Below are 24,835 nucleotides of genomic sequence, written 5' to 3'. Positions count from 1 at the left end.
CACTGTGCAGGCCTCTTCGCGGGGCAAGCCCGCTCCCACAGATACATCGCAAAGGTTGAATACACCGGTGTATTTGTGGGAGCGGGCTTGCCCCGCGAAGAGGCCAGTGGCTACAACACCACCCTCAAGCACTGCCCCGCGTGGTACAGCGAGAACCCGGACTCGTAGAACGCCGTGCGCAGCGACGGCGCGCTCACCCCGGTCATCGGCGAGAACGGAATCGGCAGGCTGTCCGCTTCGTCCTTGAGCAAGAACTCGGCAAACGCTCGCCCGATCACGGTCCCGGTGGTGTTGCCGCGGCCGTTGTAACCGGTCACCGCCACCAGCCCCGGCGCCGGCTCGAACAGGCGCATCAGGTGGTCGGGGGTAAAGTCGATGCAGCCGGTCCAGTGCATCTCCCACTCGACCTTGCCCAGCTCAGGGTAGTAATGGCTCTGGATACGGTCAGCCCAGCTGCGCACGAACCAGGCCGGCTTGTTGTCGACCCGGCCCAGGCTGCCGAGCAGCAGGCGGCCCTGGTCGTCGCGGCGGATGCTGCTGAGCACGGTGCGGGTGTCCCAGGAGCCCTGGCCATGCGGCAGCACCTTGTCAGCGGCAGCGCCGTGCAGCGGCTTGGACGCGACCTGGTAGTAGTAACCGCGGAAGAACTGCTTCTGCAGGTTGCTCCAGTCGCCTTCGGTGTAGGCACCGGTGGAAATCACCACCTTGTCGGCGCGCACCGAGCCACGTGCCGTTTTTACGCGCCAGCCATCGCCTTCGCGCTCCAGGCCCTCGACCGAGGACTGCTGGAACACCTTGCCACCCAGGCGCGAAACCGCAGCGGCCAGGCCTTGGGTGTAACCCATGGGGTTGATGGTGCCGGCGCGGCGGTCGAGCAGCGCGGCGGAAATCTTGTCGGTACCGCAGTATTCCTGGCACTGGGCGCCGGTCAGCAGCTCGACGTCAGCACCGCGGCGGCTCCATTGTTCATGCCGGGCTTCGAGGTCGGCAATGCCGGTGGCGTTGTGCGCCATGTGCAGCGTGCCTTTGTGCTGGGCTTGGCAGTCGATGCCCAGGCGCTCGATCATGGCGAATACCTCGCCCGGTGCTTCGCCAAGCACCTTGTTCAAGCGGCTGCCCTGCTTCTGGCCGAGGGTCGCCTCGACGTCGTCGGGGCGGATCCAGGTGCCGGCATTGACCAGGCCGACGTTACGTCCGGAGCCACCGTGGCCGATCTTCCAGGCTTCCAGCAAGATCACCGACTTGCCCTGTTCGAGCAGGTGGATCGCTGCGGACAGGCCGGTGATGCCGCCACCGATGACACAGACATCGGCCTTGTGCTCACCGGCCAGGGCCTGGGCGGCGACGGTCGGTTTGCTGACGAATTCCCACAAGCATTGTTGACGCAGTTCGGACATGGCCGGCTCCAGCAGTGTTGTTCTTATTGCGGGTGCATCTGGTTTTGTTGGGGCCGCTTTGCGGCCCATTCGCGGGACAAGCCCGCTCCCACAGGGACCACACAGGCCTGAAAGGCAGCGGGGATCCTGTGGGAGCGGGCTTGCCCCGCGAACCGGGGGCAAAGCCCCCGGCCATGCAGCATCAGTCGAACACGATACCCTGCGCCAGCGGCAGCTCGCGCGAGTAGTTGACGGTGTTGGTCTGACGACGCATGTAGCCTTTCCAGGCATCCGAACCGGATTCACGACCACCGCCGGTTTCTTTCTCGCCACCAAACGCACCGCCGATCTCGGCGCCGCTGGTGCCGATGTTGACGTTGGCGATGCCGCAGTCGCTACCCGAGGCACTCTGGAAGCGCTCGGCTTCACGGATGTCGGTGGTGAAGATGCACGAGGACAGGCCTTGTGGCACTTCGTTGTTCAGGCGCAGGGCCTCTTCGAAATCATCGTAGGCCAGCACGTAGAGGATCGGCGCGAAGGTCTCGTGGCGAACCACGTCGCTCTGGGCCGGCATCTCGGCGATGGCTGGGGACACGTAGTAGGCGTTCGGGTACTGGTCAGCCAGCTGACGCTCGCCGCCAAACACCTGGCCACCTTCGTCGCGGGCCTTGGCCAGCGCGCCCTGCATGGCGTCGAACGACAGTTTGTCGATCAGCGGGCCCACCAGGTTGTCTTTGCGTGGGTCGCCGATACGTACTTTGCCGTAGGCGGCTTTGACGCGGGCAACCACTTCGTCCTTGATCGAGCGGTGCACGATCAGGCGGCGCAGGGTGGTGCAGCGCTGGCCCGCAGTACCCACGGCGGAGAACAGGATGCCGCGCACAGCCAGGTCCAGGTCCGCGCTCGGGGCCAGGATCATGGCGTTGTTGCCGCCCAGTTCGAGGATGCTGCGGCCGAAGCGGGCGGCAACACGTGGGCCGACTTCACGGCCCATGCGGGTGCTGCCCGTGGCGCTGACCAGCGGCACACGTGGGTCATCGACCATCGCTTCGCCCGCTTCACGGCCACCGATGACCAGTTGCGCCAGGCCAGCCGGTGCATCGCCAAAGGCTTTCAGGGCTTTTTCGAACAGCGCCTGGCAGGCCAGGGCGGTCAGTGGGGTCTTTTCCGACGGCTTCCACACCACCGAGTTACCGGCCACCAGGGCCAGCGCGGTGTTCCAGGCCCAGACGGCAACCGGGAAGTTGAAGGCGCTGATCACACCAACCACGCCCAGCGGGTGCCAGGTTTCACGCATGTGATGGCCAGGGCGCTCGGAGGCGATGGTCAGGCCGTACAACTGACGCGACAGGCCGACGGCGAAGTCGCAGATGTCGATCATTTCCTGGACTTCGCCAAGGCCTTCCTGGGTGATCTTGCCGGCTTCGATCGATACCAGTTCGCCGAGGTCAGCCTTGTGTTCACGCAGCACTTCACCGAACAGGCGGACCAGCTCGCCACGGCGTGGGGCCGGCACGGTGCGCCAGGCGTCGAAGGCGCTTTGGGCCTGATCGATGCGGGCGATGGTCTCGGCCTTGCCGAGCAGTTTCACCGAGGCGATCTGGCTGCCGTCGATCGGCGTGTGAACAGGGTAGTCGCCCTGGGTGTAAGCCTCGGCGGCAACGCCAAGGCGCTCGAGCAATCCAGCAACCATTTGTGCATCTCCTACATCGGTGATGGGGTGGAAAAATGATGTGGATCAGTATTAATCCGATCACACCAGTGCAACAAACGACCTTTATTCCGCATATCATTCCGTCAGGTAATGATTTGAGCCGCAGAGACCGCTATGTCCAAACGCTTGGTGCCCTCCATGACCGCCCTGCAGTGCTTTGAAGCTGCAGCCCGTCATTTAAGTTTCACCCGTGCCGCCGAAGAGCTGCACCTGACCCAGAGCGCGGTCAGCAAGCAAGTGGCGCAACTCGAAGACATGCTGCGCCACCACCTGTTCCTGCGCATTCGCCGCCGCCTGCAACTGACGCCAGCGGGCAGCCTGTACCTGGCCGAGGTCAACAAGATCCTCACCCAGGTGGACATGTCCAGCCGCTACGTACTGACCTATGGCGAGCAGACCGAGATATTGAAGGTAGCCACTCAACCGAGTTTTGGCGTGCGCTGGCTGATCCCCCACCTCAAAGGCTTTGGCAAGCGCCACACCAATATCCACCTGGACATCCGTAACGAGATGGAGCCATTCGCTTTGCTGCAAGGCTCGGCGGATGTGGTGTTCTTCTATGGGCAAGGCACCTGGCCGGGGGCGACCTGCGTGGAGCTGTTCCGCGAAGAGGTGGTGCCGGTGTGCGCGCCGGAGCTGTTGGCCGGGCGGGCGCTGGCCGATGCCGGTGAGTTGGCCGAGCTGGTGCTGCTGCAGAGTACGTCGCGGCCAGAGGCGTGGCATGAGTGGTTTCTGGAGCTGGGGCTGCAGAGTGTCAGCGCCTACCATGGGCCGCGGTTCGATACGTTTTATATGGCCTTGAGCGCGGCGCAGGCGGGCTGTGGGGTGGCGCTGGTGCCGCGGTACCTGGTGGCCAAGGAGCTGAATGAAGGGAGCCTGGTCATTGCCTGGAATCATGCGATGAAGAGTACCGGGGCGCATTACCTGGCGTATGCCGAGCATGCGGCCGAGGTGCCGAAGGTGCGGGCGTTGGTGGAGTGGATTCGCGAGCAGTTGTAGGCTCTAGGGCCTCTTCGCGGGTAAACCCGCTCCCACAGGTACTGCACAGCGTTCAAACATTGCACCACCCCTGTGGGAGCGGGTTCACCCGCGAAGGGGCCCTAAGGTCGATCAAAAAAGGAATGACACTCGCACTTTTTTTCGCTTGTGAGCCATGTGCATTCCCAGCTTTCATGTAAGCGTCCGAACCCAACCAGGAAGCTAGCGATGCCCGCCCACGATTTCGTCAGCCCAGACAGCATCCGCGCGCAGTTCTCTGCCGCCATGTCGCTCATGTACAAACAGGAAGTGCCGCTGTATGGCACGCTGCTGGAGCTGGTGAGCGAAATCAACCAGCAGGTGATGACCCAGCAACCAAAGGTGGCCGAAGCGCTACGCTGGACCGGCGAAATCGAGCGCCTGGACCAGGAACGACACGGCGCCATCCGCGTCGGCACCGCCGAAGAACTGGCCACCATCGCCAAACTGTTCGCGGTGATGGGCATGGAGCCCGTCGGCTACTACGACCTCAGCTCTGCAGGCGTACCCGTGCACTCCACCGCCTTTCGCGCCGTGCACGAGCAGTCCCTGCATGTCAGCCCGTTCCGGGTGTTCACCTCGCTGCTGCGCCTGGAATTGATCGACAACCCGCAACTGCGCGAACTGGCACAGGGCATCCTGGCCAAACGCAAGATTTTCACCCCGCGCGTACTCGAGCTGATTGCCCAGTGCGAGCGTGACGGCGGCCTCAGCGCAGCCGACGCCGAGGCGTTCGTGCAGGAAGCGCTGCACACCTTCCGCTGGCACCATGACGCCACGGTAACCGCCGAGCAGTACCAGCAACTGCACGACCAGCACCGTCTGATTGCCGATGTGGTGGCCTTCAAGGGCCCGCACATCAACCACCTGACCCCGCGCACCCTGGACATCGACGCGATCCAGGTCGGCATGCCGGCCAAGGGCATTCCGCCAAAGGCCGTAGTCGAAGGTCCGCCCACCCGCCGCCACCCAATCCTGCTGCGCCAGACCAGCTTCAAGGCGCTGCAGGAAAAAGTCGCCTTCAGCGGCCAGCAAGGCAGCGAGGGCAGCCACACCGCGCGTTTCGGCGAGATCGAACAACGCGGTGCCGCACTGACGCCGAAGGGTCGCCAGCTGTACGACAAACTGCTTGATGCTACCCGCGCCGCCTTGGGCGGTGTGCCAGCCGAAGCCAATGCCGAGCGTTACAGGACGCTGTTGAGCCAGACCTTCGCCGAGTTCCCCGACGACCTGGCGCAGATGCGTGAACAGGGCCTGGCCTACTTCCGTTACTTCGCCACCGAAAAAGGCCTGGCCGCTCGCGATTACAGCGACCGCCCGACCACCCTGCAAGGGCTGATCGATGCGGGGCATGTGCACTTCGAGGCGCTGGTGTACGAAGACTTCCTGCCGGTGAGTGCAGCGGGGATCTTCCAGTCCAACCTGGGCGATGATGCGCAGGCAGAATACGGCAGCAACGCTAACCGTGAGGCGTTCGAAGCTGCATTGGGGCTGAAGGTGCAGGATGAGCTGGCGTTGTATGCGCAGAGCGAGCGCCGCTCGTTGCAGGCGTGTGCACAGGCGCTGAACCTGGGGTCGATGTAAGCCTTAGGGTCGCATTGGGTCGCGCTGCGGCCCAAGCGTCGGCAGGACCTGCACATCCGGCAGGTCCATCGCCGCCACCTCCGCGTGCAAGAATTCGCTCAAGCGCCGCAACCGCTCGCCACCCGGCCGGGTGCGCGGCCACACCAGGTAGTAATCCATGCCGCTGGGCACCGCCGTTGGCCAGGGCAAGCTCAAACGCCCCTGCGCCACATCCTCGGCCACCATCAGTAAATCCCCCATCGATATGCCATAGCCACGCGCCGCTGCGATCATGCCCAACTCCAGGGTATCGAACACCTGGCCGCCCTTGAGCGACACCTTGTCGCTAAGCCCCATGCGCTCCAACCATTCGCGCCAGTCACGCTTGTCCACGGTCGGGTGCAGCAGTTCGATGCAGGCCAGCCGACGCTCGTCCCACGGCCCATCATCGAGCAGGTCGGGCGCACCCACCGGGATCAGCAGTTCGGGAAACAACCGGCGCACTTCCCAATGCGCCGGGAACACGCCATCGCTGAGCAACACGGCGCAATCGAAAGGCTCCTGGTTGAAATCGACATGGTCGACGTCCATCCAGGCGCTGGTCAGTTGCACTTCGTTACCGGGCTGCAGGTGACGAAAACGGCTTAGGCGGGCCAACAACCAGCGCATGGTCAGGGTGGAGGGCGCTTTCATGCGCAAGATGTCATCTTCGCCGCGCAAGGTGTCGCAAGCCCGCTCCAGCGCGGCGAAGCCTTCGCGCACGCCGGGCAGCAACACCCTGGCCGCTTCGGTCAATTGCAAGCTGCGGCCGCTGCGCACGAACAGGCGGCAAGCGAAGTGTTGTTCAAGGGTGCGGATATGGCGGCTGACCGCACTCTGGGTAATCGAAAGTTCTTCGCCGGCACGGGTGAAGGAGCTCAGTCGCGCAGCGGCTTCGAATGCGCGCAAGGCATACAACGGTGGGAGCTGACGAGACATTAGGCACCTGCCATGCGGGCTGGGGAACGGATCGCTGACAGCATAAACACATGAGTCAAACTCATGCCAATGATCGTTTTTATCCTTTTGTGCAAAGCTGACCAAAGCCTCAGAATTGCCCTTCGCTCACGGGATCAGGAAAAGGACCACACGCATGCATGTAGCGCCTACCACCGAACTCAAGGCTTTGCTGCGCCTGGCTGGGCCGCTGATCGCCTCGCAGTTGGCGCACATGCTGATGGTGCTGACCGACACCCTGATGATGGCCCGCATCAGCCCGCAAGCCTTGGCGGGCGGCGGCTTGGGCGCTGCGAGCTACTCGTTCGTGTCGATTTTTTGCCTGGGCGTGATCGCCGCGGTCGGCACGCTGGTGGCCATCCGCAAGGGTGCCAACGACATCGAGGGCGTCACACGCCTGGCACAAAGCGGCCTGTGGCTGGCCTGGGGCCTGGCGCTGGTCGCGGCGCTGGCGCTGTGGAACCTGGAGCCGGTGTTGCTGATGTTTGGCCAACAGCCGGAGAACGTCGCCTCGGCCGCCGAATTCCTCACCCTGCTGCCGCTGGCCCTGCCCAGCTACCTGACCTTCATGGCCCTGCGCGGCTTCACCAGCGCGCTTGGCCGCTCGACGCCGGTGATGGTCATCAGCGTGATAGGCACGGTGCTCAACTACCTGCTCAACGTTGCGCTGATCGAAGGCATGTTCGGCCTGCCCAAGCTGGGCCTGATGGGCATCGGCCTGGTCACTGCCGTGGTGTCGCTGGGCATGGCGATTGCCTTGGCCCTGTACATCCGCTGGCATTCGGCCTATGCCGCCTACCCGCTGCGCCAGGGCCTGTCACGCCCTTCCCTGCCGGCCCTGCGCGAGCTGTGGCGGCTGGGCCTGCCGATTGGCGGCACGTACATGGTGGAGGTCGGCCTGTTCGCCTTTGCCGCGCTGTGCATGGGCGTGCTCGGCAGCACGGAGCTGGCGGCGCATCAGATCGCGCTGCAGATCGTTTCCACGGCGTTCATGGTGCCCACCGGGCTGTCTTATGCCGTGACCATGCGCGTGGGCTTGTACTACGGCGGCGGCAACCTGCTCGCGGCCCGCAGCGCAGGCCGGGTGGGGATCGGTTTTGGCGGGATGATCATGTTCGCCTTCGCCGCGCTGTTCTGGCTGTTGCCGGATGCCCTGGTGGGGTTGTTCATCGACCGCAACGACCCCGCGTTCGCGGCCATCTACCAACTGGCCGTGCAGCTGGTGATGGTCGCGGCCTGGTTCGAGCTGTTCGACGGCATGCAGACCATCGCCATGGGCTCGATCCGTGGGCTGAAGGATGCCAAGACCACCTTCCTGATAGGCCTGTGCTGCTATTGGCTGGTGGGCGCCCCCAGCGCTTGGCTGTTCGCCTTCAACCTGGGAGGCGGCGCGGTCGGGATCTGGTGGGGGCTGGCGTTGGGGCTGGCCTGTGCAGCAGTGGCGCTGACCCTTGGCTTTGAATGGCGGATGAAACGGCTGTTGAGAAAGGCGGGTTTGCCTGACAGGTCTGCACTGCCTGTGTGATTGCCGGGGCTGCTTTGCAGCCCTCTCCTGCGGCTTTACAGGCTAACCAGATGCGGCGTTCCACAGTCCTGCAAAAACGCCATCAACTCCGCCACCGGCAGCGGCTTGCTGACCAAAAACCCCTGCACCTGGTCACAGCCGAACTCACGCAACAACGCCATCTGCGCTTCGCTTTCGACACCCTCGGCAACCACTTCGAGGTTGAGGTTATGCGCCAGGTTGATCATGGCGTGCACCAGCTTGCGGTTCTCCTCGCGCATTTCCATCTCGGCGACAAAGCTGCGGTCAACCTTGAGCAAGGTGATCGGCAGGCTGTTCAAGTGCACGAACGATGAGAAGCCGGTGCCGAAGTCATCCAGGGAAAAACGCACGCCCAAGCGCCCAAGGGCATCCATGGTCTGGCGCACCTGTTCGTTGCGGCGCATGACCGCCGTCTCGGTCAGCTCGAACTCCAGCCAGCGCGCATCGACGCCGTGCTCGATGATCAACCGGCTTAGGGTGGCCAGCAGCTGGCTGTCCTGAAACTGCCTGAAGCTCAGGTTCACCGCCATGTGCAGCGGCGGCAGGCCATGCTCGCACAGCGCCTGCATGTCACGCAGCGCGCGCGATATCACCCAGTAGCCAAGCGGCACGATCAGCCCGCTCTGCTCGGCCAGCGGCACGAACTCGCTGGGCGGCAACAAGCCGCGCTCGGCATGGCGCCAGCGCACCAACGCCTCAAGGCCAACGATGCGCCCATCGGCCAGGTTCAGCCGTGGCTGGTAATGCAGCTCCAGCTCGTCACGGCGCAGGGCCCGGCGCAGCTCGCTCTCCAGGTCGGCGAGGCTGCGGGCGTTGCGGTTGATGCGTTCGTTGAAGACATGAAAAGTACAGCCCTGGCTACCCTTGGCCTGGCGCATGGCGATGTGCGCATGCCACATCAGCGGGTCGGCGCCGCCCTGGGCCCGTGCGTGAGCCAGGCCCAGGCTGCAGCCGAGCAGCAGGCTTTCGCCGTCGATCCAGTAGGGCTCGGCCAAGGCTTCGATGATGCGTTCGGCTATCCACTCGGCGCGGTTCGGGTCGCGGCGGGTATCGATCAGCAGGGCGAATTCGTCACTGCCCAGCCGGGCCAGCTGGTCGCCGGCCTCCAGTTGCAGCTTGAGCCGTGCCACCACCTGCAGGATCAGCCGATCGCCGCTTTGATGGCCAAGCGCGTCGTTGACGTGGCGGAAGTTGTCCAGGTCGAGGTGGCCGAGGGCCAGGCCACGGCCATCCCCCTCTGCCAGGCGCGTGGTCAGCAAGGCCTGGAAACCCTGGCGGTTGGCAATACCGGTCAGCGGGTCCTGCTCGGCCAGGCGTTGCAAAGTGGCAACCAGCACGCCGCGCTCGCGAACGTGGCGCAACGAGCGGCGCAAGGCATCGGCAGTGAGGTGGTCACGCACCAGCCAGTCGCTGACCCCGGTGGGCGCCACTTCAGGCTCGTGATCGAGCAGCACGACCGTGGGCAGCTCGCAGCGGCCGGGGGCTGGCTGCAAGGCCGGGGTGGCCAGGATCACGGCTTGGCGGTCGTGGCTGAACAGGCTGTCGACCGACTCCCAGTCAGGTGCGGTCAACAACACCGCGCTGCCGCTCAGTGCCTGCACGCACTCGCGCAACAGCACGGCCCATTCCGGCTCATCAGCCAACAGCAGCAAACGCAACGGTTCGACAGGCGTGGACAAGCGGGCTCCTTAGGGCATGGGCGGGTGCAACGGCAGAGGCCAAGTATGCCACTGCATGAATGAAAATGATTTACGCTTTTATATATGTAGGCAACGACACATTTCGTCGTGCATCGTGCGCGAAACCAGGCCAACCGGCAAATACGATTTTTTCGGTGAATAGCATGAGCCTGACTAATACTTATGCGCTGATAAAAGTCTGACTCAGACGTCAGACGGTCGCGCCATTACCGGCCCATGCCTGTTAGAATGCGCGGCTATTTTCTGGCGACCCCCGGTTTCTAGCATGTCCCGACTCAATCCCCGGCAACAGGAAGCCCGAGACTACGTCGGCGGCCCTCTTTTGGTGCTCGCCGGTGCAGGTTCCGGCAAGACCAGCGTCATCACGCGCAAGATTGCCCACCTCATCCAGAACTGCGGCATCCGTGCCCAGTACATCGTGGCGATGACCTTCACCAACAAGGCCGCACGCGAGATGAAGGAGCGGGTCGCCACCTTGCTGCGCCCGGGGGAAGGCCGCGGCCTGACGGTGTGCACCTTCCACAACCTGGGTTTGAACATCATCCGCAAGGAGCACGACAAGCTGGGCTATAAGCCAGGCTTTTCGATCTTCGACGAGTCCGACATCAAGGCGTTGCTGTCGGACATCATGCAGAAAGAGTATTCCGGCGACGACGGCATCGACGAGATCAAGAACATGATCGGTGCCTGGAAGAACGACCTGATCCTCCCGCCCGAGGCCCTGGAAAAGGCCCGCAACCCGCGCGAGCAGACCGCCGCCATCGTCTACACCCACTACCAGCGCACGCTCAAGGCGTTCAACGCGGTGGACTTCGACGACCTGATCCTGCAGCCGGTCAAGCTGTTCCAGGAACACCCCGAAGTGCTGGAGCGCTGGCAGAACCGCGTGCGCTACCTGCTGGTGGACGAATACCAGGACACCAACGCCAGCCAGTACCTGCTGGTGAAAATGCTGATCGGCATGCGCAACCAGTTCACCGTGGTCGGCGACGATGACCAGTCGATCTACGCCTGGCGTGGCGCGCGGCCCGAGAACCTGATGCTGCTCAAGGAGGACTACCCCTCCCTGAAGATCGTCATGCTCGAGCAGAACTACCGCTCCACCAGCCGCATCCTGCGCTGCGCCAACGTGCTGATCGCCAACAACCCACACGCGTTCGAGAAGCAGCTGTGGAGCGAGATGGGCGTGGGCGACGAGATCCGCGTGATCCGCTGCAAGAACGAGGAAGCCGAGGCCGAACGCGTGGCCATGGAAATCCTCACCCTGCACCTGCGCACCAACCGCCCGTACAGCGACTTCGCCATCCTTTACCGCGGCAACTACCAGGCCAAGCTGATCGAACTGAAGCTGCAGCACCACCAGGTGCCGTACCGCCTTTCGGGTGGCAACAGCTTCTTCGGCCGCCAGGAGGTCAAGGACCTCATGGCCTACCTGCGCTTGCTGGTGAACCCGGACGACGACAACGCCTACCTGCGCGTGATCAACGTGCCGCGCCGGGAAATCGGCTCCACGACCCTGGAAAAGCTCGGCAACTACTCGACCGAACGCGGCATCTCGATGTACGCCGCCAGCGAAGAGCTGGGCCTGGGCGAGCACCTGGACGCCCGTTACACCGAGCGCCTGCAACGCTTCAAGCACTGGCTGGACGGGGTACGCCACAAGGTGGCGCTGGATGACCCGATCGCCGCGCTGCACGAGATGATCCGCGACATCGACTACGAGAACTGGATCCGCCAGCAAACCGCCAGCGACAAAGCGGCGGAGTTCCGCATCAGCAACGTCTGGTTCCTGGTCGAAGCGCTGAAAAACACCCTTGAGAAGGACGAAGAGGGTGACATGACCATCGAGGACGCCATCGGCAAGCTGGTGCTGCGCGACATGCTCGAGCGCCAGCAGGAAGAGGAAGAAAACGCCGAAGGTGTGCAGATGATGACCCTGCATGCCTCCAAGGGCCTGGAATTCCCTTACGTGTTCATCATGGGCATGGAAGAAGAGATCCTTCCGCACCGCTCCAGCATCGAAGCCGACACCATCGAAGAAGAACGCCGCCTGGCCTACGTGGGCATTACCCGCGCGCGCCAGACCCTGGCCTTCACCTTTGCGGCCAAGCGCAAGCAGTACGGCGAGATCATCGACTGCACCCCGAGCCGGTTCCTCGACGAACTGCCGCCGGACGATTTGGCCTGGGAAGGCCTGGACGATGCGCCCGTCGAAGTGAAAGCCGCGCGTGGCAACAACGCACTGGCCGATATTCGGGCAATGCTCAAACGCTGATCAACCCTTACTCTTTAACCGTTGCCGCTGTTGCGGCCACCTTTGCTACATCGAGGAAAACCACAGTGGAAGCACTGCATCAGAAGATTCGCGAAGAAGGCATCGTGCTTTCCGATCAGGTTCTTAAAGTCGACGCGTTTCTCAACCACCAGATCGACCCTGCGCTGATGCAGTTGATCGGTGACGAGTTCGCCCGCCTGTTCGCCGACGCCGGCGTGACCAAGATCGTCACCATCGAAGCCTCGGGCATCGCCCCGGCGGTGATGACTGGCCTGAAGCTGGGCGTGCCGGTGATCTTTGCGCGCAAGCACCAGTCGCTGACCCTGACCGAGAACCTGCTGACTGCCTCGGTGTACTCCTTCACCAAGCAGACCGAGAACACCGTGGCCATCTCGCCGCGCCACCTCAACAGCAGCGACCGCGTGCTGGTGATCGACGACTTCCTGGCCAACGGCAAGGCATCGCAGGCACTGATCTCGATCATCAAGCAGGCCGGCGCCACCGTGGCCGGCCTGGGTATCGTCATCGAGAAGTCGTTCCAGGGCGGCCGTGCCGAGCTGGACAGCCAGGGCTACCGCGTTGAATCGCTGGCCCGGGTGAAGTCGCTGGAAGGCGGTGTGGTCAGCTTCATCGAGTGATGGCCATTGGGGCCGCTTTGCGGCCCATCGCGGCGCAAGGCCGCTCCCACATGGGTTAATGCAGCCCCCTGTGGGAGCGGCCTTGCGCCGCGATGGGCTGCGCAGCAGCCCCCGCTATCACCCAGTCGCCGCCAACCCCGCCAGCAGCAACCGCTGATAAATCTCGTCCTTCAGCCCCTGGGGGTCATCCAACCCCATTCGCACCAGCTGCCCCCCATACCCCTCCGGCCCCGGCGCATCCAGCGCGGCCTTGCCCAGCTCCAACGCCTCGCTCAGCCTGAACTTACTCTTCAACCAGTTCAGCGCCCGCAGCAAGTCCCGCTCCTCAGCCGTGAAATCAGTCCCCAACGGATACTCCGGAAACAACCCTGCATGCCGTGCCCGGATGGCCTCGAGCCGCTCCGGCGTATTGTCAGTGAAGCGGGCTTCCAGCTCGAAATCCTTGGCCAGCTTGCCGGCCTTCTTGGCCTGCGCCATCAGCTCGCCCTGGAAGCGTGAGTCACTGACCGCCAGCAGCCGCGCAATCACCTCACTGTCAGTCTGCCCACGCAAATCGGCGATGCCGTACTCGGTTACCACGATGTCACGCAAATGCCGGGGAATGGTGCAGTGGCCGTACTGCCAGAGCAGGTTGGACGTCACCTGCCCGCCCGCCTCGCGCCAACTGCGCAGCAGCAAAATCGAGCGCCCACCCTCCAGCGCGTGGCCTTGGGCGACGAAGTTGTACTGCCCGCCCACGCCGCTGAGCACACGGCCATCCTCCAGCTGGTCGGCGACCCCCGCGCCGAGCAAGGTCATGGTGAACACGGTGTTGATGAAGCGGGCATCCCGACGTTGGCGGCGTTTCAGTTCCTCTTGGCCATACAGCTCGTTGATGTAGCTGATCCGCGTCATGGCAAAGCGTGCGCGCTGCTCCAGCGGCATTTCGCGCAAGCGTTGGTAGAACGCCCGCGGGCCAAGGAAAAACCCGCCATGCACCAGCACGCCCTGCTCGTCCGCCGGGCGCCGTACCACGCCCGCCTCGGCCAGCGCCAGCAGGCCGTTGACGAACATCTCGCTGCAACCGTAGAGGCCTTGGGCGAAGGCATCCAGCCCCCCTTCGCGCTCGATCAGGGCCTGCCACGGGCCGACATCCAGTTCATCCATCAAGGCCCGGTAGCCGGCGTTGTCGCCCTGCCTGGCCAGCAACGCGGCGGCCACGGCATCGCCCATGGCGCCAATGCCGATCTGCAAGGTGCCGCCATCGCGCACCAGGGTGCTGGCGTGCAGGCCAATGCAGTGGTCCTGGGTGTTGACCGGCATGTTTGGCGTAGAGAACAGCCGACGTTGCTCCACCTCGTCAATCAGCAGGTCGAAGGCGTCGATGCTCAGCTCCGCATCACCTGGCATGTAGGGCAGCTCGGCATGAACTTGCCCGAGCATGAGAATGGTCTCGCCGGCCGCGCGGCGCTTGGCGATCATCGGCAGCAGGTCGAGGGTGATGTCGGGGTTGCAGGCCAGGCTCAGGTGCACCGGCTTTTCTGGCGTGGCAGCCACCAGCTGGGCAATCAGGTTCAGGCCCTTGGCATTGATGTCGCGAGCGGCGTGGCTGTAGTTGCTGCTGATGTAGTCCTGCTGGGCAGTCTCGCTGTGCAGCAGGCTGCCGGGCTGCATGAAGAACTGCTCGACGCGGATGTTCGGTGGCAGGCAGTCGTTGCGCAGGTCAGCGAGGTAAGTGAGTTCTTCGTAGTCGGCAAAGACACGCTCGACGAAGGGCTCGAGAAAACGCCGCTGCAGGCCATCACCCAGTGGCGGGCGACCGAGGCTGAGGGCGGTGTAGATCGTCAGGCGACGTTCGGGCAGGTCGCGCACTCGGGCGTACAGGGCGTTGACGAAGGCGTTGGGTTTACCAAGGCCCAGTGGCAGGCCCATGTGGATATGGGCCGGCAGGCGTGACAAGACCTGCTCGACAGCCTGATCGATGGCGCAGAGGTGCATCTTGGCCTCCTGAGTCTTCCATGGGGTCAGGGGTTGGACATGGACATGCCTTGTTTGTTGCCTGTGCCGGCCCTTTCGCGGGTAAACCCGCTCCTACAGGTCCGTGTGGGAGCGGGTTTACCCGCGAAAGGGCCGGCACAGCCAGCACAAAAACAAAGCCCGCCATCAACGGCGGGCCTCGTGCAATTCAGCTGTTACTCACAACCCCGACATCTTCTTGATCGCCCCTTTCAGGTCATCATCCGAGCAATCCGCGCAAGTGCCTTTAGGCGGCATGGCGTTGATGCCGGTAATGGCCTTGGCCAGGATGCCATCCAGGCCGCCCTGGTGGTCGGCGCGTTCTTTCCACGCGGCGGTATCGCCGATTTTCGGCGCGCCGAGCAAGCCGGTGCCATGGCAGGCATTGCAATGCTTGGCGATGATGTCGTCTGGCGTCTTGGCACCGCCGCCGCCTGCCGCCGCGGCCACTTCCATGCCCTTGCACTCCTGGCCTTGGACGCACACCTGGCCAACCGGCTCTAGGCGCTTGGCGATGTCGTCGTTGGTCGCAGCGGTTGCGCTCATTGCCCAGAGGGCGAATACGGCTGCTGGTACGGCCAGCATCTTCTTGATTTGGTTCACGCGTACACCCTCATGGTGGCTAATCACGCTCGCGGCCACGGGTCGGCGAGCGTTGAAAAGTATAGCGGGAACCCAGAGACCGTGAAACGACCCTACACAGGAAAGGGGTATTGCCGAATCAATGCACTGCGCTGGATCAAAAGTTTGAAGGCGTCGCCGCGCTGATCAGCCGGGCCGGCGCGTCGAAGGGGTTGCGAAAGCGGTGCGGGCGGGTGCTTTCGAAGTAGTAACTGTCGCCTTCTTCGAGGATGAACACTTCGTTGCCGACCACCAGTTCAAGCCGGCCTTCGAGCAGGATGCCGGTCTCTTCGCCGTCGTGGGTGAGCATTTCGGCGCCGGTGTCGGCACCCGGTGGGTAGACCTCGGTGAGAAACGCGATGGCCCGGTTGGGGTGCGACTTGCCCACCAGTTTCATGGTCACCGCGCCGTCCGAGATATCGATCAGCTCATCGGCCTTGTAGACGATCTGCGTCGGGCTCTCGACAGCCAGTTCGACCGAAAAGAATTCGACCATCGACATCGGAATGCCGCTCAACACCTTGCGCAGCGAACTGATCGAAGGGCTGACGCTGTTTTTCTCGATCATCGAGATGGTGCTGTTGGTTACGCCCGCGCGCTTGGCGAGTTCACGTTGTGACAGGCCCTTGAGCTTGCGGATGGCTTGCAGTCGTTCGCCGACGTCCAAAGCTGGAGCCTCCTGAAACGGGTAGAAATAGGGGTGGATGTGAACGATATCATGGCAATGCCGTTCAGTATTTACAACACACCACCCCTCAAGCTGTCCGCTTCAGCGCCTCATTCGTCGCACTTACTCACCGCAGTAGTCTTTCGGCACCCGCTTCAGGTTGCAGAAGATCTGGTAGGGGATGGTGCCGGCCTGTGCAGCCACTTCGCTGGCCAGCACCTGCTTGCCCCACAGCTCTACCGGGCTGCCGACGTTAGCCTCTGGCACATCGGTCAGGTCAATGCAGAGCATGTCCATCGAGACCCGGCCGATCAGCTGGGCGCGCTTGCCGGCGACCATCACCGGGGTGCCATTGGGGGCTTGGCGCGGGTAGCCATCGGCGTAGCCCATGGCAACCACGCCGACACGGGTCGGCCGCGGGCTGGTGAACTTGGCGCCGTAGCCAACCGGCTCACCGGCGGGCAGTTCGCGCACGCTGATGACGCGCGATTGCAAGGTCATCACCGGTTGCAGGCGTTGCGCCTCGGCCTGGGCGACTTCGAAGGGGGTGGCGCCATACAGCATGAGGCCTGGGCGTACCCAGTCGCCGCCAGCCTGTGGCCACGCCAACACGCCGGGCGAGTTGCGCAGGCTGCACTCGGCGGCCAGGCCCTGACGCGCAGCCTCGAACACCGCGATCTGCTCGGCGGTGGCGTCGGCGTCCAGTTCGTCGGCACGGGCGAAATGGCTCATCAGTACGATGCGCGCCACCTTGCCGCTGGCCAGCAGGCGCTGATATCCCTCGTGGTAATCCTTGGGGTGCAGGCCGACGCGGTGCATGCCGCTGTCGAGCTTCAGCCAGATCGTCAGTGGCTTGTGCACCTGGGTCTTTTCGATCGCTTCGAGTTGCCACAGCGAATGCACCACGCACCACAGGTCGTGCTCGGCGATCAACGCCAGCTCGCTGGCCTCGAAAAAACCTTCGAGCAGCAAAACGGGGGCTTTGATGCCCGCGGCGCGCAGCTCCAGGGCTTCTTCGATGCAGGCCACGGCAAAGCCGTCGGCTTCGGCTTCCAGCGCCAGGGCGCAACGCACCGCGCCATGGCCGTAGGCATCGGCCTTGATCACGGCAAGGGCTTTGGCGCCGGTCAGTTCACGGGCGAGGCGGTAGTTGTGGCGCAGGGCCTGGAGGTCGATCAGGGCGCGGGCGGGACGCATGGCGGCATGCCTTATGGTGGTTCAGTTTAAAAACAGTGTTCGATTCTTCGCGGGTAAACCCGCTCCCACAGGGACCGCACAAACTGCACGTTCATGCGATCCCTGTGGGAGCGGCTTTAGCCGCGAAGAGGCCGGAACAGGCACTCACATCACTGGTGAACGGGCGCGGTCTGCCCGTGCTTGGCCACTTCCCGGCTGTTGCCATACCGGGAAATATCCAGCCCTTCGGCACTGATCTGCGGCTTTTTACGTGCAATCAGGTCCGCCAGCAGGCGACCGGAGCCGCACGCCATGGTCCAGCCCAAGGTGCCGTGGCCTGTGTTGAGGAACAGGTTACGGAACGCTGTGGCACCCACGATCGGCGTACCGTCCGGGGTGGCCGGGCGCAGGCCGGTCCAGAAACTGGCTTGGCTCAGGTCACCGCCGCGAGGATAAAGGTCGTTGACGATCATCTCCAGCGTTTCGCGCCGACGCGGGTTGAGCGACAGGTCAAAACCGGCGATCTCAGCCATGCCGCCAACGCGGATGCGGTTGTCGAAACGGGTGATGGCAACCTTGTAGGTCTCGTCGAGAATGGTCGACGTCGGCGCCATCTCGGCGTTGGTGATCGGCACGGTCAACGAGTAACCCTTGAGCGGGTAGACCGGCGCCTTGATGCCCAGTGGCTTGAGCATCTGCGGCGAGTAGCTGCCCAGGGCCAGCACGTAGCGGTCGGCGGTTTCCAGCTTGCCGTCGATCCATACACCGTTGATGCGGTCACCGGCAAAGTCCAGGCGCTGAATGTCCTGGCCGAAGCGGAACTCCACACCCAGCTTCTGCGCCATGTCGGCGAGCTTGGTGGTGAACAGCTGGCAATCGCCGGTCTGGTCGTTGGGCAGGCGCAGTGCACCGGCGAGGATGTCTTTAACCCCGGCCAGGGCCGGTTCGACGCGTGCAATGCCATCGCGGTCGAGCAATTCATACGGCACGCCGGACTGTTCGAGCACGGCGATGTCCTTGGCTGCGGCATCGACCTGCGCCTGGGTGCGGAACAACTGGGTAGTGCCCAAGGTGCGGCTTTCGTAGGCGATGCCGGTTTCGGCGCGCAGCTCGTCGAGGCAGTCGCGGCTGTACTCGGACAGGCGCACCATGCGCTCCTTGTTCACCGCATAGCGGCTGGCGGTGCAGTTGCGCAGCATCTGTGCCATCCACAGGTACTGGTCAACGTCGCCGGTGAGCTTGATGGCCAGTGGCGCATGGCGTTCGAGCAGCCACTTGATGGCTTTGAGCGGCACACCCGGGGCAGCCCAGGGCGAGGCATAGCCGGGCGAGATCTGGCCTGCGTTGGCGAAGCTGGTTTCCATGGCCGCCGCTGGCTGGCGGTCGACCACCGTCACTTCAAAACCTTGCCGGGCCAGATAATAGGCACTGGCGGTTCCGATGACACCGCTACCAAGTACCAGAACTCGCATTGTTGATCCCTCGCACGCGGCGCACCGCAGTCTTTTGTTGAAATGGCATGGATGCGCGCAGTATAAAAATTACAGACCAGTGCAATTCACTATATAAAAGCCTATATTTGGCGAGAATTCTCGGCAATATTGCCTTTCACGGAGGGGCATCCCCTATGAGAACCCAGCACCAGAGCAAGCGTGAACTGGACAAGATCGACCGCAACATACTGCGGATCCTGCAGAATGACGGCCGTATTTCCTTCACCGAACTGGGCGAGAAAGTTGGGCTTTCCACCACCCCGTGCACCGAGCGCGTCCGCCGCCTGGAGCGCGAGGGCATCATCATGGGCTACAACGCCCGGCTCAACCCGCAGCACCTGAAGGGCAGCTTGCTGGTGTTCGTCGAAATCAGCCTGGACTACAAGTCTGGCGACACCTTCGAAGAATTCCGCCGCGCCGTGCTCAAGCTGCCCCATGTGCTGGAGTGCCACCTGGTCTCAGGCGACTTCGACTACCTGGTGAAAGCGCGCATCTCGGAAATGGCCTCGTACCGCAAGCTGCTGGGCGACATCCTGCTGAAGCTGCCGCACGTGCGCGAGTCGAAGAGCTACATCGTGATGGAGGAAGTGAAAGAGAGCCTCTGCCTGCCGATTCCGGACTGAGGCTAGACCAGCACTTGGCGGGTGGTGGCGATGAACTGGTGAACGAGCTGCTCGGCCTCGGGCTCGATCATCTGTTCCGGGCCGCGACCGCGCGGGCAGGCCATGCGCGGGGTGGTGCCGAACAGGCGGCAGATCATCGGCCGCTCTTCATACACCGTGCAACCATTGGGGCCCAGGTGCACGCAGTCCAAGTGCTCCAGCGCAGCGGCCTGCTCCGCCTCGGTCTTGCGCGGCAGGCGGGCCATTTCTTCGGTGGACGTGGTGACCGGGCCGCAGCAATCGTGGCAACCGGGCTCGCACTCGAATGAGGGGATGAGCTCGCGCAGGAAGTGGATCTTGTGGCGGTTGCAGGACATGGCGGGTACACAATGAGGGTCGAGGTCGAATTATAGGGCCAATCGCCGGCAAGCCGGCTCCCACCAGTACACCGCTTATCTCAGGGGCAGTGCAGCCCCGGTGGGAGCCGGCTTGCTGGCGATAGGGCCAGTTGCCCCACCACAAAACCCCAGCTTATCCTCCCCCCTTCTGTTTTCCTGCCCAGGACCTGCCCCATGATCCACAGCGCGCAGCACGCCGCCTCCTATTACGCCGCCAGCAGCGCGCCCCACCCCGACCACGCTTTCCTGCAAGGCGAGCACAACGCCGACGTGTGCATCGTCGGCGGCGGCTATTCAGGCCTGAACACCGCCATCGAACTGGCCGAACGTGGCCTCTCGGTGATCCTGCTGGAAGCCCGCAAGCTCGGCTGGGGCGCCAGCGGGCGCAACGGCGGGCAACTCATCCGCGGGGTCGGCCATGGCCTGGATCAGTTCCTCCCGGTGATCGGCGAAGAAGGCGTGCGCAGCATGAAGCTGATGGGCCTGGAAGCCGTGGAGATCGTTCGCGAGCGGGTCGAGCGCCACGCCATCGCCTGCGACCTGACCTGGGGCTACTGTGACCTGGCCAATAAACCTGCTGAGCTGCTGGGCTTTGCCGAAGAGGCTGAAGCACTGCGCAGCTTGGGCTACGAGCATGAGCTGCGCCTGGTCGGCAAAGACGATATCCACAGCGTGGTCGGCGCCGAGTGCTATGTCGGCGGCCTGATCGACATGGGCTCGGGCCACCTGCACCCGCTCAACCTGGCCCTTGGCGAGGCGGCCTTAGCCAGCCGCCTGGGCGTGCGCCTGTATGAGCAGTCGGAAGTCACCCGCATCGAGTATGGCCCTGAGGTCAAGGTGCACACCGCTCAGGGCCGGGTCCGCGCCAAGACGCTGGTGCTGTGCTGCAATGCCTACCACAACGACCTCAACCGCGAGCTGGGCGGCAAGGTGCTGCCCGCCGGCAGCTACATCATTGCCACCGAGCCTCTGGGCGAGGAACGCGCGCGCGCACTGCTGCCACAGAACATGGCCGTGTGCGACCAGCGTGTAGCGCTGGACTACTATCGCCTGTCTGCGGACCACCGGCTGCTGTTCGGCGGTGCCTGCCACTATTCCGGCCGCGACCCGCAAGACATCGCCGCCTACATGCGGCCGAAAATGCTCAAGGTTTTCCCGCACCTGGCCGATGTGCGCATCGAGTTCCAATGGGGCGGCATGATCGGCATCGGCGCCAACCGCCTGCCGCAGATCGGCCGTTTGGCCAGCCAGCCGAATGTCTATTACGCCCAGGCGTACTCTGGCCATGGGCTCAACGCTACCCACCTGGCCGCACGCCTGCTGGGCGAGGCCATCAGCGGCCAGCAAAGCGGGCGCTTCGACCTGTTCGCCAAGGTGCCGCACATCACCTTCCCAGGCGGCAAGCACCTGCGCTCGCCACTGCTGGCACTGGGGATGCTCTGGCACCGGCTGAAAGAGCTGGTCTGAATGCTGCCGTGCCTACAAATTGAGCCGTTTATGCCTTCCAGAAGGGTTTGCGCCCTTCTGTACGGGCCTGCTCCCAGCTCAGCCCGACATCGCGCAACTCATCGTCTGTCAGCTGCAGCAGCGCCCTGCGGGTATGCCAGCGATGCACCATCAGCCCCCAACGGCTCAGGCCCGCTGGCGCATTGAAGACCTTGGCCCGCTGCCCGGCTTCCAGGTCCTTGGCCATCAGTTGCAAGCGCACATCGCTCATGCCACCCATCACTGCGTTCTCCCGTTCAGTTGATACCGTGGAGCAAGCATGCGCGTTGGCAATGGTGACAATACAGATCCACTAGCGGCTTATTATTCCCATACAGAATTGGCGAATCGACGCGTGAATGCTGTATTTTCAGCGCAACTGTACTGGTCGCTGTATGCAGGCGACGCTGGAGTATGCCGTGACGCTCTACCTCAACCTCGCCGAGCTGCTCGGCGCCCGTATCGAGCAAGGCCTGTATCGCCCCGGCCAGCGCCTGCCTTCGGTGCGCGCCCTCAGCATGGAACACGGCGTCAGCCTGAGCACCGTGCAGCAGGCCTACCGCATGCTCGAAGACAGCGGCATGGTCTCGCCGCGGCCCAAGTCGGGCTACTTTGTCAGCGAACACCGCCACCTCCCTGCCCTGCCCGCCGTCAGCCGCCCGGCCCAGCGCCCTGTGGACATTTCCCAGTGGGAACAGGTGCTGGAGCTGGTCCGCAGCACCCCGCGCCAGGACGTGATGCAACTGGGCCGCGGCATGCCCGACGTCAACAGCCCGACCCTCAAGCCGCTGTTGCGCAGCCTCGCCCAACTGAGCCGGCGCCAGGACATGCCTGGCCTGTATTACGACAACATCCATGGCAACCTGGCCCTGCGCGAGCAGATCGCACGCTTGATGCTGGACTCCGGCTGCCGCCTGGGCCCGGCCGACCTGGTGGTGACCACCGGCTGCCATGAGGCGCTGTCCTGCAGCATTCGCGCGGTGTGCGAGCCGGGCGATATCGTCGCGGTCGACTCGCCCAGCTTCCATGGCGCCATGCAAACCCTCAAGGGCTTGGGCATGAAGGCACTGGAGATCCCCACCGACCCGGTCACCGGCATCAGCCTCGAAGCGCTGGAGCTGGCCCTGGAGCAGTGGCCGATCAAGCTCATCCAGATCACCCCGAGCTGCAACAACCCGCTCGGCTACATCATGCCCGAGGCGCGCAAGAAGGCGTTGCTGAGCCTGGCCCAGCGCTATGACGTGGCCATTCTGGAAGACGATGTGTACGGCGACCTGGCCTACACCTACCCGCGCCCGCGCACCCTCAAGTCGTTCGACGACGACGGCCGCGTGTTGCTGTGCAGCTCGTTCTCCAAGACCTTGGCCCCCGGCCTGCGCATCGGCTGGGTCGCGCCGGGGCGTTACCTGGAGCGGGTGCTGCACATGAAGTACATCAGCACCGGCAGCACCGCCAGCCAGCCGCAACTGGCCATTGCCGACTTCATCAAGGCCGGCCATTACCAGCCCCACGTGCGCCGCATGCGCAGCCAATACCAACGCAGCCGCGACGTGATGAGCGACTGGGTCACTCGTTACTTCCCACCGGGCACCCGGGTCAGCCGGCCCCAGGGGGGCTTCATGCTGTGGGTCGAACTGCCCGAACATTTCGACACGCTGCGGCTGAACCGCGCTTTACTGGAGCAGGGGGTGCAGGTTGCCGTGGGCAGCATTTTCTCGGCCTCGGGTAAGTTCCGTCACTGCCTGCGCATGAATTTTGCCGCCCAACCTACGCCGGCAATCGAGGCCGCCGTGCGCAACGTGGGTGAAACCGCCCTTCGTCTACTGGATCAGGACGACGCCTGCGCGTAACTTTGCGCCGCCCTCCACGGTCCAACCCCTTAAGCCTTTGCTGTACAGGACGCGCTTACCTTGAGATTGCAGCAAGCTCTGCCGCTTCTGCTGACGCTACTGCTCGGCCTTGCAGGCTGTGCCAGCGTCGGCGCCCCTCGCGAAGTCAGCCAGGCGCTGCCGGCCAACGATTCCGCCTTCGGCCGCTCGGTGCTGCGCCAGGCGGCACCTTATGAGGGGCGCTCGGGCTTTCGCCTGTTGCCCAACAGCAACGAGGCGTTTCGCGCGCGCGCCGAGCTGATCCGCAACGCCCAGGCCAGCATCGACCTGCAGTACTACATCGTCCACGACGGCCTCAGCACCCGCGCGCTGGTGCATGAACTGCTGCGTGCCGCCGACCGTGGCGTGCGCGTGCGCATCCTGCTGGACGACACCACCAGCGATGGCCTGGACACCATCATGGGCACCCTCGATGCCCACCCAAATATCCAGATCCGCGTCTTCAACCCGCTGCACCTGGGGCGCAGCACCGGCGCCACGCGGGCCGTAGGCCGCCTGTTCAACCTGTCGCGCCAGCACCGGCGCATGCACAACAAGCTGTTCCTGGTGGACAACAGCATGGCCATCGTCGGCGGGCGCAACCTGGGTGACGAGTACTTCGATGCCGAGCCCAACCTCAACTTCACCGACATCGACTTGCTGGGTGTAGGCCCGGTGGCCGAACAACTTGGCCACAGTTTCGACCAGTACTGGAACAGCGCCCTGAGCCGGCCGATCGGCGATTTTCTCTGGCGCCTGCCGGATGCCGACGACCTGCGCGCCAGCCGCCACCGCCTGGAGGTTTCCCTGGCCGAGGCGCGGACGCGGCGCAAGGCCTTGTATGACCGGTTGATGGCGTACCAGTCACAGCCGCGCCTGGATATCTGGCGCAACGAGCTGATCTGGGCCCATAGCCAAGTGCTGTGGGATGCGCCGAGCAAGGTGCTAGCCGATGACGAGCCCGACCCGCACCTGCTGCTGAGCCAGCAGTTGGCGCCGGACCTGGCCAACGTGCACAAGGAGCTGATCCTGGTATCGGCGTACTTCGTGCCGGGCGAGCCGGGGTTGCTGTACCTGACCGGCCGTGCCGATGCCGGGGCGTCGGTCAGGCTGCTGACCAATTCGCTGGAAGCCACCGATGTGCCAGCGGTGCATGGCGGCTATGCGCCCTACCGCCGTGCGCTGCTCGAACATGGCGTGCAACTGTTCGAGCTGCGCCGCCAGCCGGGCGACCCCAGCGCCGGGCGCCTGAGCTTCCGTGGCAGCTCCGATTCGAGCCTGCACAGCAAGGCGATCGTCTTCGACCGGCGCAAGACGTTCATCGGCTCGTTCAATTTCGACCCGCGTTCGGTGCTGTGGAATACCGAGGTCGGGGTGCTGGTGGACAGCCCGGAGCTGGCCGAATACACCCGCGAGCTGGCCGTGCAGGGCATGGCGCCCGCGCTGAGTTATCAGGTGAGGCTGGCCAATGACAAGCTGGTCTGGGTGACCGAGGACAATGGCCAGCTGCACACGCTGAAAGCAGAGCCCGGCGGGCTCTGGCGGCGCTTCAATGCCTGGATCAGCAAGGCGGTTGGCCTGGAGAAGATGCTGTAGTTCCGACTGCGGGGGGCGCTTTGCGCCCCATTCGCAGCACAAGGCTGCTCCTACAGAGCACCGCGTATTCCTGTAGGAGCAGCCTTGTGCTGCGAAAGGGCTACAAAGC

Annotated in this window: 20 protein-coding genes; 9 read left to right on the top strand and 11 right to left on the bottom strand. The window is 64.0% G+C overall.

Annotated features, from left to right (window positions below):
• Positions 1 to 110: 110 nt before the first annotated feature.
• Both amaA and amaB read right to left on the bottom strand, forming a co-directional pair.
• Entirely contained in the window at positions 111 to 1,397 is a 1,287-nt protein-coding gene (amaA, locus tag GIB19_RS07325; RefSeq protein WP_027592183.1) for an L-pipecolate oxidase, read from the bottom strand.
• A gap of 181 nt (positions 1,398 to 1,578) precedes the next feature.
• Positions 1,579 to 3,069 (bottom strand): L-piperidine-6-carboxylate dehydrogenase, encoded by a 1,491-nt coding sequence (amaB, locus tag GIB19_RS07320; RefSeq protein WP_012274799.1) that lies wholly within the window; start codon positions 3,067 to 3,069, stop codon positions 1,579 to 1,581.
• 135 nt (positions 3,070 to 3,204) lie between these two features.
• On the opposite strand from amaB, the gene GIB19_RS07315 reads away from it, so the two are divergent.
• Complete coding sequence (locus tag GIB19_RS07315; protein ID WP_027592182.1) at positions 3,205 to 4,089, top strand: LysR family transcriptional regulator; 885 nt, start codon at positions 3,205 to 3,207, stop codon at positions 4,087 to 4,089.
• A 207-nt stretch (positions 4,090 to 4,296) separates the two neighbouring features.
• Positions 4,297 to 5,691, top strand: a complete 1,395-nt coding sequence (gene hglS, locus GIB19_RS07310) for a 2-oxoadipate dioxygenase/decarboxylase HglS (RefSeq protein ID WP_274884835.1) — start codon at positions 4,297 to 4,299, stop codon at positions 5,689 to 5,691.
• A 3-nt stretch (positions 5,692 to 5,694) separates the two neighbouring features.
• Here hglS and GIB19_RS07305 read toward each other — a convergent pair whose 3' ends face one another.
• Positions 5,695 to 6,648, bottom strand: a complete 954-nt coding sequence (locus GIB19_RS07305) for a LysR substrate-binding domain-containing protein (protein WP_027592180.1) — start codon at positions 6,646 to 6,648, stop codon at positions 5,695 to 5,697.
• A 154-nt stretch (positions 6,649 to 6,802) separates the two neighbouring features.
• On the opposite strand from GIB19_RS07305, the gene GIB19_RS07300 reads away from it, so the two are divergent.
• Positions 6,803 to 8,191: a NorM family multidrug efflux MATE transporter gene (locus GIB19_RS07300; RefSeq protein ID WP_274884834.1), complete on the top strand. Its 1,389-nt coding sequence runs from the start codon at positions 6,803 to 6,805 to the stop codon at positions 8,189 to 8,191.
• A gap of 35 nt (positions 8,192 to 8,226) precedes the next feature.
• Here GIB19_RS07300 and GIB19_RS07295 read toward each other — a convergent pair whose 3' ends face one another.
• Positions 8,227 to 9,891: a putative bifunctional diguanylate cyclase/phosphodiesterase gene (locus GIB19_RS07295; protein WP_274884833.1), complete on the bottom strand. Its 1,665-nt coding sequence runs from the start codon at positions 9,889 to 9,891 to the stop codon at positions 8,227 to 8,229.
• 286 nt (positions 9,892 to 10,177) lie between these two features.
• Here GIB19_RS07295 and rep point away from each other — a divergent pair, with 286 nt between their 5' ends.
• Both rep and GIB19_RS07285 read left to right on the top strand, forming a co-directional pair.
• The gene (gene rep, locus GIB19_RS07290) at positions 10,178 to 12,187 is read left to right on the top strand and encodes a DNA helicase Rep (RefSeq protein ID WP_099430788.1); all 2,010 of its coding nucleotides are present in this window, start codon (positions 10,178 to 10,180) and stop codon (positions 12,185 to 12,187) included.
• A 65-nt stretch (positions 12,188 to 12,252) separates the two neighbouring features.
• On the top strand, positions 12,253 to 12,825 hold the full coding sequence (locus GIB19_RS07285) for a xanthine phosphoribosyltransferase (RefSeq protein ID WP_003253535.1): 573 nt from the start codon (positions 12,253 to 12,255) through the stop codon (positions 12,823 to 12,825).
• 117 nt (positions 12,826 to 12,942) lie between these two features.
• Here GIB19_RS07285 and GIB19_RS07280 read toward each other — a convergent pair whose 3' ends face one another.
• The 5 genes from GIB19_RS07280 to dadA form a co-directional block, all read right to left on the bottom strand.
• The gene (locus GIB19_RS07280; RefSeq protein ID WP_274884832.1) at positions 12,943 to 14,802 is read right to left on the bottom strand and encodes an acetyl-CoA hydrolase/transferase C-terminal domain-containing protein; all 1,860 of its coding nucleotides are present in this window, start codon (positions 14,800 to 14,802) and stop codon (positions 12,943 to 12,945) included.
• Positions 14,803 to 15,000: 198 nt separating this feature from the next.
• The gene (locus tag GIB19_RS07275) at positions 15,001 to 15,405 is read right to left on the bottom strand and encodes a c-type cytochrome (protein WP_033693936.1); all 405 of its coding nucleotides are present in this window, start codon (positions 15,403 to 15,405) and stop codon (positions 15,001 to 15,003) included.
• Positions 15,406 to 15,559: 154 nt separating this feature from the next.
• Positions 15,560 to 16,108 carry a cupin domain-containing protein gene (locus GIB19_RS07270; protein WP_027592174.1) on the bottom strand — a complete coding sequence of 183 codons (549 nt, stop codon included), beginning with the start codon at positions 16,106 to 16,108 and terminating at the stop codon, positions 15,560 to 15,562.
• Between the two features lie 123 nt (positions 16,109 to 16,231).
• Positions 16,232 to 17,305 carry an alanine racemase gene (gene alr / locus GIB19_RS07265; protein ID WP_274884831.1) on the bottom strand — a complete coding sequence of 358 codons (1,074 nt, stop codon included), beginning with the start codon at positions 17,303 to 17,305 and terminating at the stop codon, positions 16,232 to 16,234.
• Positions 17,306 to 17,454: 149 nt separating this feature from the next.
• Positions 17,455 to 18,756, bottom strand: a complete 1,302-nt coding sequence (gene dadA / locus GIB19_RS07260; RefSeq protein ID WP_027592172.1) for a D-amino acid dehydrogenase — start codon at positions 18,754 to 18,756, stop codon at positions 17,455 to 17,457.
• 155 nt (positions 18,757 to 18,911) lie between these two features.
• Between dadA and dadR the strand changes: the two genes are divergently transcribed.
• A complete protein-coding gene (dadR, locus tag GIB19_RS07255) occupies positions 18,912 to 19,400 on the top strand; it encodes a transcriptional regulator DadR (protein WP_003258963.1) in 489 nt (162 codons plus the stop codon).
• Between the two features lie 2 nt (positions 19,401 to 19,402).
• Here dadR and GIB19_RS07250 read toward each other — a convergent pair whose 3' ends face one another.
• Positions 19,403 to 19,756 (bottom strand): YkgJ family cysteine cluster protein, encoded by a 354-nt coding sequence (locus GIB19_RS07250; RefSeq protein ID WP_027592171.1) that lies wholly within the window; start codon positions 19,754 to 19,756, stop codon positions 19,403 to 19,405.
• A gap of 195 nt (positions 19,757 to 19,951) precedes the next feature.
• On the opposite strand from GIB19_RS07250, the gene GIB19_RS07245 reads away from it, so the two are divergent.
• Positions 19,952 to 21,244, top strand: coding sequence for an NAD(P)/FAD-dependent oxidoreductase (locus GIB19_RS07245; protein WP_274884830.1), 1,293 nt, complete (start codon positions 19,952 to 19,954; stop codon positions 21,242 to 21,244).
• Between the two features lie 28 nt (positions 21,245 to 21,272).
• Here GIB19_RS07245 and GIB19_RS07240 read toward each other — a convergent pair whose 3' ends face one another.
• Complete coding sequence (locus GIB19_RS07240) at positions 21,273 to 21,503, bottom strand: DUF1127 domain-containing protein (RefSeq protein ID WP_238210130.1); 231 nt, start codon at positions 21,501 to 21,503, stop codon at positions 21,273 to 21,275.
• Between the two features lie 178 nt (positions 21,504 to 21,681).
• Between GIB19_RS07240 and GIB19_RS07235 the strand changes: the two genes are divergently transcribed.
• Positions 21,682 to 23,112, top strand: a complete 1,431-nt coding sequence (locus GIB19_RS07235) for an aminotransferase-like domain-containing protein (protein WP_177323868.1) — start codon at positions 21,682 to 21,684, stop codon at positions 23,110 to 23,112.
• Positions 23,113 to 23,172: 60 nt separating this feature from the next.
• Positions 23,173 to 24,726 (top strand): phospholipase D family protein, encoded by a 1,554-nt coding sequence (locus GIB19_RS07230; RefSeq protein WP_265970271.1) that lies wholly within the window; start codon positions 23,173 to 23,175, stop codon positions 24,724 to 24,726.
• The last annotated feature ends 109 nt before the right edge of the window (positions 24,727 to 24,835 follow it).

Source organism: Pseudomonas sp. ITEM 17296, assembly GCF_028895205.1.
In the GTDB taxonomy this organism is placed as follows: Bacteria; Pseudomonadota; Gammaproteobacteria; order Pseudomonadales; family Pseudomonadaceae; genus Aquipseudomonas; species Aquipseudomonas kermanshahensis.
Note: the sequence above shows the minus strand (reverse complement) of the source record. Positions and strands in the feature narration are given on the sequence as shown.

Coding starts and splice junctions, on each gene's coding strand:
- amaA (WP_027592183.1), bottom strand. CDS start 1,397: ATGTCCGAACTGCGTCAACAATGCTTGTGGGAATTCGTCAGCAAACCG.
- amaB (WP_012274799.1), bottom strand. CDS start 3,069: ATGGTTGCTGGATTGCTCGAGCGCCTTGGCGTTGCCGCCGAGGCTTAC.
- GIB19_RS07315 (WP_027592182.1), top strand. CDS start 3,205: ATGTCCAAACGCTTGGTGCCCTCCATGACCGCCCTGCAGTGCTTTGAA.
- hglS (WP_274884835.1), top strand. CDS start 4,297: ATGCCCGCCCACGATTTCGTCAGCCCAGACAGCATCCGCGCGCAGTTC.
- GIB19_RS07305 (WP_027592180.1), bottom strand. CDS start 6,648: ATGTCTCGTCAGCTCCCACCGTTGTATGCCTTGCGCGCATTCGAAGCC.
- GIB19_RS07300 (WP_274884834.1), top strand. CDS start 6,803: ATGCATGTAGCGCCTACCACCGAACTCAAGGCTTTGCTGCGCCTGGCT.
- rep (WP_099430788.1), top strand. CDS start 10,178: ATGTCCCGACTCAATCCCCGGCAACAGGAAGCCCGAGACTACGTCGGC.
- GIB19_RS07280 (WP_274884832.1), bottom strand. CDS start 14,802: ATGCACCTCTGCGCCATCGATCAGGCTGTCGAGCAGGTCTTGTCACGC.
- GIB19_RS07275 (WP_033693936.1), bottom strand. CDS start 15,405: ATGCTGGCCGTACCAGCAGCCGTATTCGCCCTCTGGGCAATGAGCGCA.
- alr (WP_274884831.1), bottom strand. CDS start 17,305: ATGCGTCCCGCCCGCGCCCTGATCGACCTCCAGGCCCTGCGCCACAAC.
- dadA (WP_027592172.1), bottom strand. CDS start 18,756: ATGCGAGTTCTGGTACTTGGTAGCGGTGTCATCGGAACCGCCAGTGCC.
- dadR (WP_003258963.1), top strand. CDS start 18,912: ATGAGAACCCAGCACCAGAGCAAGCGTGAACTGGACAAGATCGACCGC.
- GIB19_RS07250 (WP_027592171.1), bottom strand. CDS start 19,756: ATGTCCTGCAACCGCCACAAGATCCACTTCCTGCGCGAGCTCATCCCC.
- GIB19_RS07245 (WP_274884830.1), top strand. CDS start 19,952: ATGATCCACAGCGCGCAGCACGCCGCCTCCTATTACGCCGCCAGCAGC.
- GIB19_RS07240 (WP_238210130.1), bottom strand. CDS start 21,503: ATGGGTGGCATGAGCGATGTGCGCTTGCAACTGATGGCCAAGGACCTG.